Here is a 15269-nt window from a genome sequence, read left to right as displayed (position 1 = left end):
AGATACATGGCTTTCTCCAAATCGGCCGGACCGGCGATGCCGTCATTCTTGGGGACAATGCCATTTTCCGCAAGTGCCGCCGACATGGGTATTGCACGCCGCGATGCCGGAACGTGTCCCTTGAATGATTTACACTGCCCCCTGCCCCTCGCCGCTCGGGCGCAGGTGTTTGCATTTCATTCAACACCCAACCGACATGAATCCAATTCTTTCCAAATTTCTTGCCGCGGTAGCGGCCAGCATGATTGCCACATTTGCGGCAGCCCAATCCTTCCCCGCCAAGCCGCTTCGCTTCATCGTGCCGTACCCGCCCGGCGGCCCGCTGGACACCATCGCTCGAACGCTCGCCGACAAGATGAAGGATGGCCTGGGCCAGCCGGTCATCGTGGAAAACAAGCCGGGCGCGGGCGGAAATATCGGCGCCGACATGGTCGCGAAGTCGCCGCCCGATGGCTATACGATGGTAATGGGCGCGGTGGCGACCCACGCGATCAATCCGACGCTCTTTCCGAAGATGCCTTATGACGCCGTCAAGGATTTTGCGCCGGTATCGCTGGTGGCAAGCGTGCCGAATGTCCTGGTGATGAACCCGGAGGCGGCCCGCAACCTCGGCATTACATCGGTCAATGACCTGGTGACCTATGCGAAAGCCAATCCGGGCAAACTGAACTATGCGTCCGGAGGCAACGGCAGCGCGGGCCATCTCGCCGGTGAAATGTTCAAGATGATGGCAAAGGTCAGCATGCTGCACATTCCCTACGCGGGCGCGGCGCCGGCCCAGCTCGGACTGCTCACCGGACAGACGGAGCTGATGTTTGACAACCTCGCATCCGCATCCCAGAACATTCGCACCGGCAAACTGAAACCGCTTGCCGTGACCACCGCGTCGCGTGCCGCCGCATTGCCCGATTTGCCTACCATGACTGAGGCCGGCGCCGGCAGAGGTTTGAAAGGGTTCGACATCAACACCTGGTTCGGCGTCCTCGTCCCGGCCAACACGCCGGAGGCGATTGTGATGCGTTTGAACGCCGAGATTCACAATGCATTGCGCGCGCCCGATGTGCGGGAACGTTTGGCGCGACTCGGTGCCGAACCGACACCAACGACTCCCGGACAATTTGCGGCGCTGATTCAAAATGATCTGAAGAAGTACGCCGCCATCGTCAAGGCATCCGGCGCCAAGGTCGACTGACACCTCGACCGGCAAGCGCCGCGCCGTTCGACGCCCGGAGAACGACGGTATGCAACCAGACACTCGCCCTGCGAGATGCGACAAGCCGCGCAAAGTAACCTTCATTGGCAACAACATCGCGGCACCGTCGTCATGCCGGGCATTTCGGAGGCGAACCGCTGCAATGATTCTGCAAGTGGAACAGGGCGTCGGACCCTATGGCGATGTGGAGCCGCGCGCATTCACGCTGGGCGAACAGCGTCTCGATGTCGTGCAGATCATCGATCGCTGGCTCTCGCCTGCATATGGTTACTTCAAGGTGGCGGCCAGCGACAACGCCCGCTACATCCTGCGTCATGACACTGCGTCCGATCAGTGGGAAATGACGCTATTTCAATCGCCCGGCACACCGCCGTGAGCCGATCAAAACACTCCTTGCTCTCTTGATTGCAGTCGGTTGACACCTGTCAAAGCAGCAAGCTGTCGTGTCTTTACTATCGGCTATGCATTTTGCATCGGCAATATGTTGTGCTTGAGAGATGGAGACCGAAATGAATAAAGCAGTCGCTGAACCCCGGTTGGCAGATGAAGGTGTGACTTTTACGGTTGAGGTCGGCTTCACCGATCGTGAGTGCCTCGTGTCGAAAAACGCGTTGGCTCACTTGCGTCGATTAAAAGGCGGCCAGCTCGACTTCATGGAAACCTATCATGCATTCGAGGACCAGATTCATGGTGTGGCACGCAGGCTTGTCGTCGCCGGCGTGAGTGGTACGCCGCTGGTACTGGGCGCTGCTTATTTTGTTTGACTCTCCTGGTTTGATTCTCTTTTGATTTGCATGAGCAGCGTCTGTCGATTGACACAGCTCATATGGCGCTCAGTAACGACGAAGGTGACGCCAAAGAAATAAGGACTGCTGAGAATTATCAAAAATGCATGGTGCGGTTTGGTCACAATGGAATCGGATCGAAACATTTCGAAACAACTAAAGGTAAAGAGCAGATGGAAAACACTAAAAACACAGAGCGCTATCAATACGATCCCAACCACCTGTTGGAGACGCTGATCCAGAAACTCAATCTCAAGAACGATGCGGCTCTGTCGCGTGCACTTGAGGTTGCGCCACCGCTGATCAGCAAGATCCGCCATCGCCGTCTGCCGGTCGGAGCGTCGCTGTTGATTCGCATGCATGAGGTGTCCGACCTCAGCATCAAGGACCTGCGCGAACTGATGGGCGACCGTCGTACCAAGTTCCGCATCAGCGACAAGCAGTTCAAGCCGAAGGAAGGCCAGAACGGCGCTGCTCAGAACGGCTCGTCGCAGACCGGTACCTGAACGCTCGCTCGCCGACATTACCTGCCGATCCGTAAGTGCCGATGCCGTCCATGACGGTGTCGGCATCCGGCCCGGTTGCCGATATTGCGGCGGGATGCGAGAACATTGCGGCGCCCCTCTGGTCATACCGTTATCCGATCGATATTTTGGGGGACGGGCATGGCAAGCAAGGAAGAATACGACCGTTATGCGGGGGAACTGACACGGCGATTCGATGAGTACGCCCAATGGGCGATCGCGAACTGGCCGAACGGCGATTTTCCGCTGCTGGATTCGGACTTCGTGGAGTCGCGCAGGGAACTGTCCGCGATCATCGGGCCGAAGCTCGGCGAGCCGGATCCGGGAGAGCCGTCAGGCGCCACGGGCCGCGATGATTCGCAGGGCAACGGCGACCGCAATGAAGAAGGTGCTGCCAGCCGCAGGCCCGGCGACCCGGCTGCCGCTCCGTTTTTGCCGGTCTCTCCCTCCCCATGGCCCTAACGAGATGAGGAGAGACGATATGACGACCGATCACCAGGTGCCGCCCGAACCCGTGCCGGAAGACGATCCGATGCCGGACAAGAATCCATCCCCGGACAAGGACCCGGTGCCCGATCCGCATCCAGTCAGCGCGATAGCCCAGGCTGCCGCACCCTGACCGGCGACGGCCAGAGCGGAACATTCATGCCTTGCATTGCCTCCAACGTTATTTGGAGGTCATCATGCGAAACGAACAATCGTTGCCGAAACATCCGATTCATCCGAATCCGGAAAACGTGAAGGACGGCGATGGCAAGCTGGAGCGGATCGCGAAGGTCATCGACCCGCCAGGCAATGAAGTGGATGGACAGGACCTGAACGATCCGGGCCGCATGACGCCCGGCGCTCCCCCTGTCGACAACCGTTCCTGAGGCTTTTCTGTGGAATGTATTCCCGCGTATTCCGCAGCACGGTGCTCCAGGCAAAAAAAAGCCCGCAGACCTTTCGGTCGCGGGCGAATCCAATTCGAGGAGAGTTGGAGGAGACAGAAGCACTATAGCGCTGTCTCTGAGGAAATTCCGCTTTTTATTCCGAATAACTGTTATGGCATATTGCAATAACAGCCACACCCTTCTCCTTGAAACTTCCTAAAAGCACTGCATCCATACGCCATTGCGGTGGCAGGGCCTGCCACCGTTGTTCATATAGGTCGTACCGGTACCGCCCTGGTAGGTCTGCGCATCCGTTCCTGTACATCCACCCGGACTGCAGATCCCTTTTACCGCCGGCGCGGCGGGAAGCGTGGTCGCAGTGGGTGGCGCCGGCACCGGCTGCGGACGTATGACGGGTGGAACGACGATCGCCGGACTTGCAAGGCGCGGCGCTCTGCGAACAGCCTCCGGTGCCGGAGCGGAAGCCGGCTGACAGTTGTTGGGAGGGCCGCCGGCCACGCAATTGGTGCCATGTGCCGAAGCACATCCCGCGATCACGAGCGACAGCATTCCGGAACAGATGATGCGAGGAAGGTTCATGCTTTCGTCCCGTGAAAAAATCTTTCACCACGCGAAGATTCCGTGAAATTCCAGTACGCTTTCGTGGTCGGATATTTACCCACATTTGCTGTGGATAAATACGTGCACAACCGCAAGTGATCTAACGCAAGTCCATGATCTTCAAGGAAATTTTCTCTTTGATAAAAATCAAGGCAAATAATTCCCCGAGTCGTGTGGCACAAAAGTCAACGTATGCTTGCCTAACAACTTTCCCGGTTGCCGCCGCAGGCGACTTGATCAGCCTCATAAGAAATTTATTTCTCAATAATTTATGTCGTATCGGGAAACTTAACGGTGATCAAGGAGTCATTTGTAACATCTGCTTACTCACTAGCAGCTCAACTGATGAGGACATCATGACCCAGCACGAACTGATCGACCAAACCACTTACGATCCGAACCGTCTGCTCGACACACTTCTCGAAAAAATGAACCTGAAGAACGACGCTGCACTTTCGCGCATGCTGGAAGTGGCTCCGCCGGTCATCAGCAAGATCCGTCACCGGCGTTTGCCGATCGGCGCTTCCCTGCTGATCCGGATGCATGAGACGACCGGCATGAGCATCCGCGATCTGCGCGATCTGATGGGCGACAGGCGCACCAAATACCGCCTCAGCGATGCGCAGGGCAAGCCGAAGCCCGTCGAAGGGACGCAGCCGGCCCCGAACCAGCAGCCGGCATCCTTTCACTAAGCGAAAACGGCGACACAACGGTTATGTATCCCGGCGGCGAATGTGCGCCGCCGCGCGTTTTCCCTGCTCGGCTCATTCCGGGGCGGACGTGCTACAGCATGCCGGATCAGTGCGGCGTCTTGTCGAGCTTGGCGACAAGCAAAAATACCTATGCATCTCCAGAACTTAATAGCGCCGCGATTGCCTATCCTTTTTTGCCGAAAGGAAAGAGGAATGACGGATCGAGAAATGCAGGACTTGATCGCAAAGTGCAGGCTCAAAAGCAGCGCGCCTTGGAATGTGCTGGTATCCCAGTTCTCGACGCGCCTACTGGCTGTATCCGACCGCTTGACCGAAGATGAACTGTATTCTCTGATGGATATCGCACTGTCCTGCTATCAGAAGGGATACGAGGAGTTTTCGGCCTGGGAAGAAACCGGGATACTGATCGACCGGGCGAGGCGTGTGTCGGGACAGTCGCGGCAACAATAAGCTGCCGGCAATCCGCATGCGCCGTATCGCGATATTTTCCTTCAGCACCGTCGAACCGGCGTCGTCCAGCGCTCGCCCTTTCCGGCCGAATGGGCAAGCGACAAGCGCTTTGATACGGATCAACCCAAGAATGAAAGCCGGGATCGAAGGTGCCGGCACGACTTCTAGTATCTTTTACTGTTTTTGAAGGTGAATCAACAATGGAAAGAATGCGTCTCCAGGATACCGATGATGCCGTCTCCGGCGTACTGGCGCTGCGCCAGTTATTAACAAGCGAACTCGGCACCGTTGAGCGGCTGATCCGTCGCGTCGACAAAAATCCGGAACCAGGAAACGACGAAACCCGCGAATTGATCGACACTTACGACCGGGTGCGCACCAGTCTCCTGAGTGGATTGGCGAGCGTGGACGAAGTCCTGGGCTGGGTACACATGCTGGCCGAGAAGGACTCGGACGGCAACGAACCCGAATGCGTCCGCTCGCTTCCCTATGTGAATGTGCTGCCGCGGAATTGATAAATTGAACAAGCCAGGCGCTAGCCGGTCATGCGACGCATTCCTGGCCATGGCCGCTGAGCCGGCAGGTTGTTTATGTAAAGATTTATTGATTTACAGCAGTAGCTTATCTCTCTACTATCCCTAAGCTATCGGAAAGCGGCATTTGTTCCGATTCCTCATTTGCCTGCGCAAACGTTCAAATCCTTACGACGCACGGGTTGACTACGCAAGCTTGCATCGCCCAAAAAATATTACTTCCGGGTTACCTATGGCGCGAATTCATACGCATTATGACAATCTGAAGGTTGCGCGAAACGCACCGCCGGAGGTCATTCGCGCGGCATACAAGACGTTGTCGCAAAAATATCATCCGGACAGAAATCCGGACAGTCCGAATGCCATCCGCATTATCCAGATGATCAACCTGGCCTATGAAACCCTCTCGGACCCTGTGAAGCGCCAGGAGCATGACGAGTGGATCATCCGGTCGGAAGCCGAAGGCAAGGAGGCCAAGGATAGCAAGCCGATCCATTCTTCCGGCCCTGCACAAGCTCCGTCGGGAGAGGTTCGCCGCCGCCGGCGTTCGCATGGCCACAGGTCCCGTTATTTATCGATCATCGACCCGCCCAAACTGATGGAAAAGGCGCGCATGATGTTCGATCGATTTTCACGCTACCTGTTTAAAAAGGTGTAGTCCTCCCGCGGTTCGTTACACTGCGCCGACCGTCATCGACTTGGAACGCCAGGTAGTGATGCCAGACGCACCGAAAGCACCTCAACCGGCAGGAATCACTTGCCGACCTGGCGCAACAATGCCTGGGTGACTTCAACGATCGACCTCTGCCCGATCTCGGGGCGCACGACCCAGGTGTCTTCGCCGTCCTGCACAACCGAAACGGGTTGCCCGGACAATATCCTGACCAGTCGCGCCACATGATTGGCTTCGTCAAGTGTTTTGAATTTACGTTCGCTCATACCGTCTTCCCCCAAAACCACTTAGTTTCCTCAGCTCAACATAAGTTCTGTAGCGCAACGAAATTATTTGTATATCTTCTGTTCAGGCAGCCATTGCTCGTGCTTGCGCGCGTCGCCAGTGCTGCACCATGTGCGCTATCGCAATATTGGGGCCATGGCAGGGCAAAGCATGCCGACTTCAACTCACGTGATGCCTGCATCGAAAGCGGCACGCGCCGCAGCGGATGCAAAGATCGATAACGGCCCTTGTTTGCTCGACGCGAACAGGCGAGCTGCGAAGGTGCGGCATCCCGCCCGTCGATGAAAAAGCCTCGCCGACGATGCGCATCGTGCCTCGGTCCTTGCCCGCTACCGTGTAATAACGGCACACTCCGGCAAATTCGACAACACGGGCACAGTCGTCCACGTCAACCTGTAAACATCGTAGCGCAATCATTCGAATGCGCCAGATGACAAAAAGCCCGCATCGAACTAGTCGGTGCGGGCTTTCAGCGGGAAGGAAGGCGGCTTACCTGAAGATCTGTACCGCCAGCATGACCAGACTGATACCGACCGTCGCGCCGATGCAGGCCGCTGTCTGTGCCCGCCGGGCGTTGAACAGCGCGTAGCGGTTCCCCCCAAGCCGGATTTTGGTATGCAGTGTTCTTGGCATGATTGCCTCCCTTATTGCTGATTCTACGATGGTTCGATTATAAAAAATGCTGGCTCGGCGCAAATGTGATGACGGACACAAAGCTGATCGATTCATCGCATATTTTTCACACTGTCGCCACCATGAAACAGTGCCCGTCGGCCGGAATCGCCCAGCGCTTTTGCGGCAGCTTGGTTACACTCTCTCTCACCAAAAATTCGAAGAAAGAATGTCTGCGGCAGCCGGCGCAGCGGTTCGACTGCCGCCGCGCGCAAGCTGCTTCACGCGCCTATGGATAACCTTAGTCATTCGGTCGTCGGCCTGGCGGCCGGCGAACTCATACATCGACGCCTCCCTGCAGAAACGGATTCCGTCCGCCAAAACCTGCGCCGCACCCTGTTGCTGGTGTCCTGCTGGCTGGCGAGCAATTTCCCCGACCTTGACCTAGTCCTGACGCCGCTGCTGCCAGAGCCGCTAGGTTATCTTCTGCATCATCGCGGACATACGCATACGCTGCTCTATGCCATCCCCCAGGCATTGCTGCTGTGGGGCCTGCTCTGGCTGCTGTGGCCGGCCGCACGGCGCCTGCTGAAAACCAGCCCGACCGCACGCACCGGACTTGCACTCAGCCTGACAGCGGGCTTTCTGTTGCATATGTCGATGGACTACCTGAATTCCTACGGCATTCATCCCTTTCATCCATTCGATTCGCGATGGTTCTACGGCGATATGGTGTTCATCCTGGAGCCGCTTTTCTGGGTTGCTTTCGGCATCCCGATGGCGATGATGCTGCGCAAGGCATGGATGCGGGCGGCGCTGGTGCTGGGCCTGCTCGGGATACCGTTGTATTTCACCACGAAAGGTTTCCTGCCCTGGATATCGATGGCGGCCCTCGGTGCCATTGCCGTGCCCCTCATCCTGCTGCAGCGCAAGGCGGGCGCGCAGGGCATCGCCGCGCTGCTTCTGGCCGCTATCATCGGCGCGGGTTTCATCGGCATGCAGGGAGTCGCGTCCAAGCGCGCAAGGCAGCTTGTCGCCGATGCACTGCACACGCGCGATCCAGCCAGCCGTCTCCTCGATGCATCGATGACCTCCTTCCCGACCAACCCGGCCTGCTGGAGTTTCGTGTCGGTTGAAAGCAATGAAAGCGCCGGAACTTACCGGTTGCGGCGTGGACTGGTAAGCGCCCTGCCCGACATTGTTCCTGTTACCCGGTGCCCGGAAGCACTATCGGACCGGAAGTCGCAAAAGGAAATGACGGCGTCGCTTGCACTGTTCTCGGAACAGGTCGGGCAGCTGGCAGTGCTGCGGGAACTGCGGCGAGACAATTGCCATTTCGAAGCCTGGCTACGCTTTGCGCGCGCGCCGGCGATAAACGGCACCGAGGCGATGGACATGCGGTATTCGACGTCACCGCAGGGCAATTTCACAACCATGCGCTTCGAGGATTTCAAACGCAGCGCATGCCCGTCCTATGTACCGCAATGGAGTTTTCCACGGTCGGACCTGCTGTCACCGATCTCACCGATCTTACCGATCTCGCCGTAAGCGCCGACTGCCGCCTGACTGCCTGATCCGGTTTTGCGGAGATGCAGGCTTGGATTTTGCTCCGGTCTTGAACAGTACATTCTCTTCAATGATGAATTCAAGGAGCGGAACAATGCAATTCAAGCGGAAAAACGGCTTTCTGAGCGCCGTACTGATACCGGTCGCGTTCGCGGTCAGCGTTCCCGTGCTTGCGCAGAATGTCGATACAGCCGGCAAATCAGCACAGCAGATCCAGTCGCAGGCAATGTCCCCCGATATGCGCGCAAGCAAAGTGATCGGCAAACAGGTAAAAAATCCACAGGGCGAAAACCTCGGAAAAATCGAAGACCTGGTGGTCAACGTCGGCACAGAGAAGCTGCAGTATGCGGTCATTTCCTCCGGCGGTTTCCTTGGGCTGGGCGACAAGCTGTTTGCGTATCCTGCAGAACTGTTCAAAACCACGGCAGGTGCGGAAGGCAAGGAGGAATTCGTGCTTGCCGTCGACAAGGAGCAACTGAAAAAAGCACCGGGCTTCGAACGCAATCGAAAGCCGAACTGGTCACTCAATACGTACCGCAGCCAGGTAGACAGCTTTTTCTATAAGGAAGACACGGCGAAACGCACTGCAACCGGCAGGTTGATGAGCGCCAGTGACCTGATCGGCAAGGATGTCAATGACCGGGCAGCCCACAGCGCCGGCGAGATCGAGGAGCTGGTCGTCAATTTCGGCAATGGCCGAACCTATGCGATCCTGGATTTCGACAAGGCCTGGAACCCGGACGACAAATTGTTGGCATTGCCGCTGAGCGCATTTACTTTTCCCGGACGCCCGGACGTCGACATATTCCTGAATATCCAGCGCGAAAAGATCGACATGGCAAGGTCATTCGACGAAAGCAACTGGCCGAACCTGAACGATGCGATATACCGCAGCGATCTCAGCGGATATTTATCCGGCATGCAGCAACAAAGCGACAACACCGGCCGCTCGTCCGGCGGGTCGAAGTAAGGGTCGCAGGAGATTTTCCGACGACATGGCGGCAGCCACCGCGCCGCCATGCAGTGGCCAGCGTCGAGGCGATGAATGAAAAGATGTTAGTGCCGCTTCAAATTACCGCGAGACTTTCGATCTCGGCCTGATCAAGGTCCTTACGGACGCAGGCGCTGTCGTACACCAGCGTCAGCTTGAGGATTTTTTTCAGATGCGGGGAAAATTCGAAGATGCTGATGCAATCGAAGTCGATTGACTTGCCGTTGCGGAGTACCCATGTGTGCCGAAGCTGCAATGCCACGGCAGGCTTTTCGGTCAGCCCCTCGAACATATTCAGCAGGCGAACAACCGAATCCTGCGTATTGCGGAACAATCTTTCGTGAAAGGCCCGGACACCGAGTTCGCCGGACAACGGCGTGACGACGGTGGCCTCGGGCTCAAACAAGGCAAGGACGTCGCTGAGGCTGCCCTTCCTCAGCGCCTGCTGATATTGCCGGCATAGTTCGAATGTGTACATGTGTGGGGTAATCTCGGCGAACGTGCATCAGCCCTTGCTGGGCGAGTGAAGAGGATTCTAAGTGAAGTTGCAGCCGAATGCGAGCGCCACGACCCCGCATTGCCTGAGCTTGGCCATGGATCCGGCCGGCCGCGCTTTCAATGGCCGACGGACTTCGAAAACACGTTCAGAATGATGACGCCGGCGATGATGAATCCGAGCCCGATGATCGCCGGCATATCGAGCTTTTGACCGAACATGATCCATCCGATCAGGCAGATCAGGGAGATGCCCACGCCCGACCACACCGCGTATGCGATACCCATTGGAATCGTGCGCAAGGTCAATGACAGAAAATAAAAGGAAATGGCGTAACCCGCCAGCAATGCAAGTGTCGGCAAAGGCCGAGTGAAGCCCTCCGATGCACGCAACGCCGAGGATGCGATCACTTCGCTCACAATCGCCATACCGAGATAGAACCATTTCATTTCGATCATTTTGTCCTGGGAATCATCAATCCTGAATAAACACCCAAAAGATCGAAAATAGCAGTTGGAGTTCATTCACTCGTCAAAAAGTCGTCGAAAACAATGCTGCCGAATGACATGAAACAAAAACATCCTCCGGTTATTTCTTTCAGATCGGCACGGAAATCGATGCCGTTGGTTACCGTAAGGATAGATGCGCTTCGATTGGCGTCTGGAACAGAAAGCATCGATCGGGCTGTAGAAAGGACTCGGTGACGGCACGTTCTGGGCGATGGAAAACGGCATGGTGATCGGTTCGCAGCCTGAGAACGAAAAGTGCCGGATCGAAGACTACTGGCGCGATCGCGATGCGATCGGAAGCGCGTCGGAGACCTGCTCCGACTAACGGTACGGAATCCAGCCAATCGCCCGGATTGTCGGAATCTTCCTTGTCCCGAGGGTGTCTACCATGACCATAGCAACTTATCAATTGAGGTCACACCATGGCGAATACAAATACCACGCAACATCAAGCTGACGATGCATCGAAGCTGCCTGCGCAACTCGATGGGCAGAGCGACGCCGCAGAGCAGGATGATCAGGTCGCGCGCAGAAAGGCGAATGCCCGCACCGAAGCCGAAGCGCAATCAGTGGACGGCATGGCCGGACAGAGCGGCAAGAGCAGCCATGACGCCATGAGCCACAACAAGGCAGACAGCCACGAAGGCGCAGGTGGCGGCAAAAAGCAGGAACGTCATCACTGATTTCTCTTGGAAACAGGTCCCGCACGCCATCCAGGTTTAGCATGCGGGTCCCTCCAGCAACCTTTTGCAAACAAATATTTGTCAAACGAGTTGCACTTATGACAGTTACCCACAGTTTCTGTGTTTAACTCTGTGCATAACTTTCGCAATTTCTTTCAAGTAATTGATTTTAATCATGTAAAGCTGCTTGATTAAAATCAAAGCTCTTCCTCTCCGCACGAAAGCCACTGTGAAGGACTTCCGCTTTTAATGAGTCGGAATGTAGAAACTTGGCAGGCAATCAACTCCGACAAAAACATTCGCTATCAAAATCATTCCATCAGGAACCTTTTTCCGATTCGGCAGACTATATGACTTGCCGCTGGTCAAGAGACCAGCGGCAAGTTGTTGAATCGATGAAAAGGCTTTCTGATGAAATCAAATACCCTGTTGCTCGCTTTCTCCATGGTCGCGACGCTCGCGGCCTGCGGCGGCGGTAGCTCTTCCAACAATACCGCAGTGACGAGCACAACCGCTCCGGCAGCAGGCAGCTATCTGGCATTCAGTTCACCCAATATCGTGCCGCCATCGACAGGCACTGCATCTGTGAACGGTAGCGGAACAGCAACGATGGTTGTCGGCGGAAAAACCGCAAACATGAGCGGGTTTGACATTGCCGGTAATGCAACTGCGGTCACCGGCGATTTCACCAAGGTGATTGCCTTCGGCGGGAACTCCGCATTTCAGCTGTGCCGCAATGCGGACAACAGCATGGACGGAACAGCCGGCTTCAAGTCAGCGTATTCAATGACCGTAGCAAACGCGCAACCGGTCGGCTTGGACGAGATTCTGGGAAAGTCTTTCAAGGTCTACGAGGATTGCGCGTTTTCTTATGATGCTAAGCTCAACGTCGACGGCACCCTGACGGCGGATGAGGATAGCGAGACCGCCGCAACCGTGGCCGCAGCGTTCAGTCCGGGCGGCCATACGTTCACGGAGGCGGGGGTAAGCGCCAACATCAGAGCCGCCGCATACCGGATTACGGTCAACGGGACGACATACTATGCGGTCATCGACCGCGGGAACGTCGTTCCCTATAACGGCACCGTCGCCTATAACGCGCTTTGGATCTCGAATCCGGCAACGCCGTAAGCGCAACGTTCCGCCCCATGCTGCTCAGCCACGATGGCTGTAGCGCTGCAAGGCTTCGAGCGGTGTATGGTCGAGCGCGCTGAAATTCGTGCTTTCGAGCACGACTTGCGGAGCGACGCCGGCCAGATAGGCCTCGTTCCAGCGCAGCGCGCATAGGCACCATTGATCGCCCGGCTTGAGGCCGGGGAAACCCCACTCGGGCACCGGAGTGCTCAGGTCATTGCCGCGGCTGGCGCTGAATGCCAGGAATTCCTCGGTCATGATCGCGCAGACGACATGTGTTCCGATGTCTTCCTGGCTGGTCTTGCAACACCCATCGCGGAAGAATCCGGTAAGCGGATCGAAGGAACAGGGAACCAGCGGCTCGCCCAGCACATTTCTGGCAGGAGGTGGATTGGCAGTCATGACGGGTCTATGTGGTTGCAGGGCAATGGTTGTCGGCAATATCGGCACGTTGCAATTTCATCAATACAGGTAATCATCCCGGCTCGCGGAAAGCAACAAGGACCTCTTGGGATGTTGAAATTGATAAGGCGATTATGCCCTTTGTCGTCGAAAAAAAACAAAATCCAGAATGCGAATCTTCTAGTGAAAATTCGGTCTGACGTGGCACGCTTGGATGATTTATACTGTGTTTTTATACAGTGCAGGGAACAGGACTTGGAAACAATGGAAGGCTTCAACGGAAGTGAATTTTTCGCAGTAAAACACCGCCTGTCGTTCGCGGTCAGCCAGATCGTCGAACGGTATCGTACCGCCGGCCATGTGCTTACATGGAGGCTTGTACATGAAATCGAAAAAGAGGCGATCGACGCCCTCAAGAAAGCCGGCGATCTGGATGCCCGCTATATACGCATGATGCGTTCGTCACGCTGGGGATATGTACCCAAAGTGGATGAGCCGGCCGACCTCGAGGCGCAGGAAGAATTGCCGGAAGTAGTCAGCATGATCCAGGACGCATACCACACGCTCCATTAAATATTCGGCCATGACAGGCATGGTTGTGGATATGGCTGTGGACTACCCTGTGGACAAGCACTTGGTAGCAGGTGGATAACTCTATGCGGCAGACCGCGAAGCGGTTTGCCGCATCCGTTCGCATGAACATGCGGGCACCCGCAAGCGCCTGCATCATGACGCGCATATCCAATCGCATACAGGACATCGCCACCGCAGGCAGTGGCCCAAGTCCACTGGATAAGCCGGCTACAAGGTAGCCGCCCCCAGCAGCACCGCCATCAGGAAGGCGCCGGCGACACCAGCACACATTCGCACCACCTCTTTGACATCGTCGGACGCCGTGAAATACCTGCGGCCCAACGCAATTTTGTTATGGAGCGTTTTCTGCATGATCGCCTCCTGAGTGGTGTGAATTCAGTGTAGAAGATATGCAACTTCAAAATGTGATTTTGCGCAAATATGCAGTTGAGTTAACAACACGACCACACTGTCTGGCGCCCCGCGCGGAATCGTCGCCGGCCTCCATCCTTGACATGGCATTCTCCTTTTTTGGTTAGCAAAACCACGGGCTTGGACTATGCTGAATTAAAACATCGGGGAGGAAGATGATGCGATCCGCATTGACCTGTTTTGTGTTCGTCGCATCCCTTTGCTCAACGTCGATGGCTCAAGTACCCGAGACGGGCCGCTGGCAGGATCTCGACTTCAGCGAAGCCGACGTGACCAGCAGGAGCGACGACAAGTACTGGGACATGCTTGTCGATTTGTCAAAGCAAGGGAAACTGGACGACGATCCGATACTACTGCGGCGGGTGAAGTCCATCGCCGCCTCGCTGATCCGCGCCGCTGCTGCAATCAAACCGGAAATCGCGGCTTGGAACTGGGAGATACATACCAGCAGCGATCCAGGCATCGATGCATTTTGCATGGCCGGCGGCAAGCTCATGGTCGGCAGTGGATTCGTCCATAGGCTGCGGCTTGACGATGGTGAACTTGCGACGCTGATCGGCCATGAGGTGGCGCATGCCGTGGCAGACCATCATCGCGAGTTCCTGTCCAGCGTGCTCCATATCAGCCCTCTTCCGGCGACGTCCCTTGATGTCACCATGTCCCGCCTGGATTCGGACCTGTCGCTCCAGATTCGCATGGCCTCCTTATCCAGGATCCAGGAAAGCGAGGCAGACCAGCTCGGCATGATCATCACGCATCGCGCGGGCTGGCCTGCAGCGTCGATGGTGAGTTTTTACCGCAAGCTCGTCGCAACGGAAAAACCGTCGACGCTCGCCGCGAGCCATCCACTGCCGACATCCCGCCTGAGTATGGCGAAGGGCATGGCGATCCTGCTCGAACCGTGAAACGGCCTGCCATCGCATTATCCTGTCCCGGGCTGACCGCGTCACTCATGCATTGAGCGTTTTCAACAGCGCGGCGATCCGCGTGATTCCATCCAGCGCACCTAGCGGAATGGCGATGTCGCGATGCAGTCCGACCTGCGGCTCCGCCGGATTGATGCGTATCAGCGGACAACCGGCCTGCTCGCCGAACAGGCGCACCGTCGGAATTGCCGTACCCGCTCCGAGCTCGATGACCACTGGCCGCTGCAGCCGCATGAACCAGGCATTCAGCCTCGCCTCCTGCCGGGCAGCGCGCTC

At 56.6% G+C, this 15269-nt stretch carries 25 protein-coding genes and 1 pseudogene; 18 read left to right on the top strand and 8 right to left on the bottom strand.

What is annotated here, in order from left to right:
- The first annotated feature begins 205 nt into the window (after positions 1–205).
- The 7 genes from V7080_RS14730 (at position 206) to V7080_RS14700 (ending at position 3394) form a co-directional block, all read left to right on the top strand.
- A complete protein-coding gene (locus tag V7080_RS14730) occupies positions 206–1192 on the top strand; it encodes a Bug family tripartite tricarboxylate transporter substrate binding protein (protein WP_442947237.1) in 987 nt (328 codons plus the stop codon).
- 163 nt (positions 1193–1355) lie between these two features.
- Complete coding sequence (locus tag V7080_RS14725; RefSeq protein ID WP_334189144.1) at positions 1356–1589, top strand: hypothetical protein; 234 nt, start codon at positions 1356–1358, stop codon at positions 1587–1589.
- Positions 1590–1722: 133 nt separating this feature from the next.
- Entirely contained in the window at positions 1723–1977 is a 255-nt protein-coding gene (locus V7080_RS14720) for a hypothetical protein (RefSeq protein ID WP_326861208.1), read from the top strand.
- Positions 1978–2171: 194 nt separating this feature from the next.
- A complete protein-coding gene (locus V7080_RS14715) occupies positions 2172–2504 on the top strand; it encodes a hypothetical protein (protein WP_334189146.1) in 333 nt (110 codons plus the stop codon).
- A 159-nt stretch (positions 2505–2663) separates the two neighbouring features.
- Positions 2664–2984, top strand: coding sequence for a hypothetical protein (locus tag V7080_RS14710; RefSeq protein ID WP_334189143.1), 321 nt, complete (start codon positions 2664–2666; stop codon positions 2982–2984).
- Positions 2985–3003: 19 nt separating this feature from the next.
- A complete protein-coding gene (locus V7080_RS14705) occupies positions 3004–3141 on the top strand; it encodes a hypothetical protein (protein ID WP_334189142.1) in 138 nt (45 codons plus the stop codon).
- 64 nt (positions 3142–3205) lie between these two features.
- Entirely contained in the window at positions 3206–3394 is a 189-nt protein-coding gene (locus V7080_RS14700) for a hypothetical protein (RefSeq protein ID WP_334189141.1), read from the top strand.
- 216 nt (positions 3395–3610) lie between these two features.
- Here V7080_RS14700 and V7080_RS14695 read toward each other — a convergent pair whose 3' ends face one another.
- Entirely contained in the window at positions 3611–3994 is a 384-nt protein-coding gene (locus tag V7080_RS14695; protein ID WP_334189140.1) for a hypothetical protein, read from the bottom strand.
- A gap of 377 nt (positions 3995–4371) precedes the next feature.
- Here V7080_RS14695 and V7080_RS14690 point away from each other — a divergent pair, with 377 nt between their 5' ends.
- The 4 genes from V7080_RS14690 (at position 4372) to V7080_RS25415 (ending at position 6369) form a co-directional block, all read left to right on the top strand.
- Positions 4372–4707: a hypothetical protein gene (locus V7080_RS14690; protein ID WP_334189139.1), complete on the top strand. Its 336-nt coding sequence runs from the start codon at positions 4372–4374 to the stop codon at positions 4705–4707.
- Positions 4708–4920: 213 nt separating this feature from the next.
- Positions 4921–5178 (top strand): hypothetical protein, encoded by a 258-nt coding sequence (locus V7080_RS14685; RefSeq protein WP_334189138.1) that lies wholly within the window; start codon positions 4921–4923, stop codon positions 5176–5178.
- Between the two features lie 200 nt (positions 5179–5378).
- Positions 5379–5693, top strand: a complete 315-nt coding sequence (locus tag V7080_RS14680) for a hypothetical protein (RefSeq protein ID WP_334189137.1) — start codon at positions 5379–5381, stop codon at positions 5691–5693.
- 250 nt (positions 5694–5943) lie between these two features.
- Complete coding sequence (locus tag V7080_RS25415; RefSeq protein ID WP_442947235.1) at positions 5944–6369, top strand: J domain-containing protein; 426 nt, start codon at positions 5944–5946, stop codon at positions 6367–6369.
- Between the two features lie 95 nt (positions 6370–6464).
- On the opposite strand, the gene V7080_RS14670 is transcribed toward V7080_RS25415, so the two are convergent.
- Both V7080_RS14670 and V7080_RS14665 read right to left on the bottom strand, forming a co-directional pair.
- Entirely contained in the window at positions 6465–6650 is a 186-nt protein-coding gene (locus V7080_RS14670; protein WP_334189136.1) for a hypothetical protein, read from the bottom strand.
- 508 nt (positions 6651–7158) lie between these two features.
- Positions 7159–7302 (bottom strand): hypothetical protein, encoded by a 144-nt coding sequence (locus tag V7080_RS14665; protein WP_334189135.1) that lies wholly within the window; start codon positions 7300–7302, stop codon positions 7159–7161.
- Positions 7303–7370: 68 nt separating this feature from the next.
- Between V7080_RS14665 and V7080_RS14660 the strand changes: the two genes are divergently transcribed.
- From V7080_RS14660 to V7080_RS14650, 3 genes are all read left to right on the top strand, one after another.
- Positions 7371–7580 (top strand): hypothetical protein, encoded by a 210-nt coding sequence (locus V7080_RS14660; protein ID WP_334189134.1) that lies wholly within the window; start codon positions 7371–7373, stop codon positions 7578–7580.
- Positions 7573–8829 (top strand): metal-dependent hydrolase, encoded by a 1257-nt coding sequence (locus tag V7080_RS14655; protein ID WP_334189133.1) that lies wholly within the window; start codon positions 7573–7575, stop codon positions 8827–8829. Before V7080_RS14660 ends, V7080_RS14655 begins: the two co-directional genes overlap by 8 nt.
- 112 nt (positions 8830–8941) lie before the next feature.
- Positions 8942–9817, top strand: coding sequence for a PRC-barrel domain-containing protein (locus V7080_RS14650; protein ID WP_334189132.1), 876 nt, complete (start codon positions 8942–8944; stop codon positions 9815–9817).
- Between the two features lie 97 nt (positions 9818–9914).
- Here the strand turns inward: V7080_RS14650 and V7080_RS14645 are convergent, their stop codons facing one another.
- Both V7080_RS14645 and V7080_RS14640 read right to left on the bottom strand, forming a co-directional pair.
- Positions 9915–10316 (bottom strand): nuclear transport factor 2 family protein, encoded by a 402-nt coding sequence (locus V7080_RS14645; protein ID WP_334189131.1) that lies wholly within the window; start codon positions 10314–10316, stop codon positions 9915–9917.
- Positions 10317–10453: 137 nt separating this feature from the next.
- Positions 10454–10783: a DMT family transporter gene (locus V7080_RS14640; RefSeq protein ID WP_334189145.1), complete on the bottom strand. Its 330-nt coding sequence runs from the start codon at positions 10781–10783 to the stop codon at positions 10454–10456.
- Between the two features lie 482 nt (positions 10784–11265).
- Here V7080_RS14640 and V7080_RS14635 point away from each other — a divergent pair, with 482 nt between their 5' ends.
- Positions 11266–11526, top strand: a complete 261-nt coding sequence (locus tag V7080_RS14635; protein WP_334189130.1) for a hypothetical protein — start codon at positions 11266–11268, stop codon at positions 11524–11526.
- 411 nt (positions 11527–11937) lie between these two features.
- The gene (locus V7080_RS14630; RefSeq protein ID WP_334189129.1) at positions 11938–12657 is read left to right on the top strand and encodes a hypothetical protein; all 720 of its coding nucleotides are present in this window, start codon (positions 11938–11940) and stop codon (positions 12655–12657) included.
- 24 nt (positions 12658–12681) lie between these two features.
- Here the strand turns inward: V7080_RS14630 and V7080_RS14625 are convergent, their stop codons facing one another.
- On the bottom strand, positions 12682–13062 hold the full coding sequence (locus V7080_RS14625; protein ID WP_334189128.1) for a DUF2237 family protein: 381 nt from the start codon (positions 13060–13062) through the stop codon (positions 12682–12684).
- 264 nt (positions 13063–13326) lie between these two features.
- Between V7080_RS14625 and V7080_RS14620 the strand changes: the two genes are divergently transcribed.
- Complete coding sequence (locus tag V7080_RS14620; RefSeq protein WP_442947236.1) at positions 13327–13635, top strand: DUF2471 family protein; 309 nt, start codon at positions 13327–13329, stop codon at positions 13633–13635.
- Between the two features lie 228 nt (positions 13636–13863).
- On the opposite strand, the gene V7080_RS14615 is transcribed toward V7080_RS14620, so the two are convergent.
- A complete protein-coding gene (locus V7080_RS14615) occupies positions 13864–14007 on the bottom strand; it encodes a hypothetical protein (protein ID WP_334189126.1) in 144 nt (47 codons plus the stop codon).
- Positions 14008–14279: 272 nt separating this feature from the next.
- Here V7080_RS14615 and V7080_RS14610 point away from each other — a divergent pair, with 272 nt between their 5' ends.
- Complete coding sequence (locus V7080_RS14610; RefSeq protein WP_334189125.1) at positions 14280–14972, top strand: M48 family metalloprotease; 693 nt, start codon at positions 14280–14282, stop codon at positions 14970–14972.
- 45 nt (positions 14973–15017) lie between these two features.
- On the opposite strand, the pseudogene V7080_RS14605 reads toward V7080_RS14610, so the two are convergent.
- Positions 15018–15269: pseudogene (locus tag V7080_RS14605) on the bottom strand (NAD-dependent deacetylase); the annotation flags it as partial.

Origin of the sequence: Noviherbaspirillum sp. (assembly GCF_036846085.1) — a bacterium.
GTDB lineage: Bacteria > Pseudomonadota > Gammaproteobacteria > Burkholderiales > Burkholderiaceae_D > Noviherbaspirillum.
This window is presented reverse-complemented; position numbering and strand designations above follow the sequence as displayed.

Bases quoted from the DNA above. Each gene is read 5' to 3' on its own strand.
- V7080_RS14625 (WP_334189128.1), bottom strand. From the start codon at position 13,062: ATGACTGCCAATCCACCTCCTGCCAGAAATGTGCTGGGCGAGCCGCTG.
- V7080_RS14685 (WP_334189138.1), top strand. From the start codon at position 4,921: ATGACGGATCGAGAAATGCAGGACTTGATCGCAAAGTGCAGGCTCAAA.
- V7080_RS14695 (WP_334189140.1), bottom strand. From the start codon at position 3,994: ATGAACCTTCCTCGCATCATCTGTTCCGGAATGCTGTCGCTCGTGATC.
- V7080_RS14610 (WP_334189125.1), top strand. From the start codon at position 14,280: ATGGCTCAAGTACCCGAGACGGGCCGCTGGCAGGATCTCGACTTCAGC.
- V7080_RS14710 (WP_334189143.1), top strand. From the start codon at position 2,664: ATGGCAAGCAAGGAAGAATACGACCGTTATGCGGGGGAACTGACACGG.
- V7080_RS14620 (WP_442947236.1), top strand. From the start codon at position 13,327: ATGGAAGGCTTCAACGGAAGTGAATTTTTCGCAGTAAAACACCGCCTG.
- V7080_RS14715 (WP_334189146.1), top strand. From the start codon at position 2,172: ATGGAAAACACTAAAAACACAGAGCGCTATCAATACGATCCCAACCAC.
- V7080_RS14615 (WP_334189126.1), bottom strand. From the start codon at position 14,007: ATGCAGAAAACGCTCCATAACAAAATTGCGTTGGGCCGCAGGTATTTC.
- V7080_RS14655 (WP_334189133.1), top strand. From the start codon at position 7,573: ATGGATAACCTTAGTCATTCGGTCGTCGGCCTGGCGGCCGGCGAACTC.
- V7080_RS14670 (WP_334189136.1), bottom strand. From the start codon at position 6,650: ATGAGCGAACGTAAATTCAAAACACTTGACGAAGCCAATCATGTGGCG.
- V7080_RS14660 (WP_334189134.1), top strand. From the start codon at position 7,371: ATGACGGACACAAAGCTGATCGATTCATCGCATATTTTTCACACTGTC.
- V7080_RS14690 (WP_334189139.1), top strand. From the start codon at position 4,372: ATGACCCAGCACGAACTGATCGACCAAACCACTTACGATCCGAACCGT.
- V7080_RS14705 (WP_334189142.1), top strand. From the start codon at position 3,004: ATGACGACCGATCACCAGGTGCCGCCCGAACCCGTGCCGGAAGACGAT.
- V7080_RS14635 (WP_334189130.1), top strand. From the start codon at position 11,266: ATGGCGAATACAAATACCACGCAACATCAAGCTGACGATGCATCGAAG.
- V7080_RS14725 (WP_334189144.1), top strand. From the start codon at position 1,356: ATGATTCTGCAAGTGGAACAGGGCGTCGGACCCTATGGCGATGTGGAG.
- V7080_RS25415 (WP_442947235.1), top strand. From the start codon at position 5,944: ATGGCGCGAATTCATACGCATTATGACAATCTGAAGGTTGCGCGAAAC.
- V7080_RS14720 (WP_326861208.1), top strand. From the start codon at position 1,723: ATGAATAAAGCAGTCGCTGAACCCCGGTTGGCAGATGAAGGTGTGACT.
- V7080_RS14640 (WP_334189145.1), bottom strand. From the start codon at position 10,783: ATGAAATGGTTCTATCTCGGTATGGCGATTGTGAGCGAAGTGATCGCA.
- V7080_RS14650 (WP_334189132.1), top strand. From the start codon at position 8,942: ATGCAATTCAAGCGGAAAAACGGCTTTCTGAGCGCCGTACTGATACCG.
- V7080_RS14665 (WP_334189135.1), bottom strand. From the start codon at position 7,302: ATGCCAAGAACACTGCATACCAAAATCCGGCTTGGGGGGAACCGCTAC.
- V7080_RS14680 (WP_334189137.1), top strand. From the start codon at position 5,379: ATGGAAAGAATGCGTCTCCAGGATACCGATGATGCCGTCTCCGGCGTA.
- V7080_RS14700 (WP_334189141.1), top strand. From the start codon at position 3,206: ATGCGAAACGAACAATCGTTGCCGAAACATCCGATTCATCCGAATCCG.
- V7080_RS14630 (WP_334189129.1), top strand. From the start codon at position 11,938: ATGAAATCAAATACCCTGTTGCTCGCTTTCTCCATGGTCGCGACGCTC.
- V7080_RS14645 (WP_334189131.1), bottom strand. From the start codon at position 10,316: ATGTACACATTCGAACTATGCCGGCAATATCAGCAGGCGCTGAGGAAG.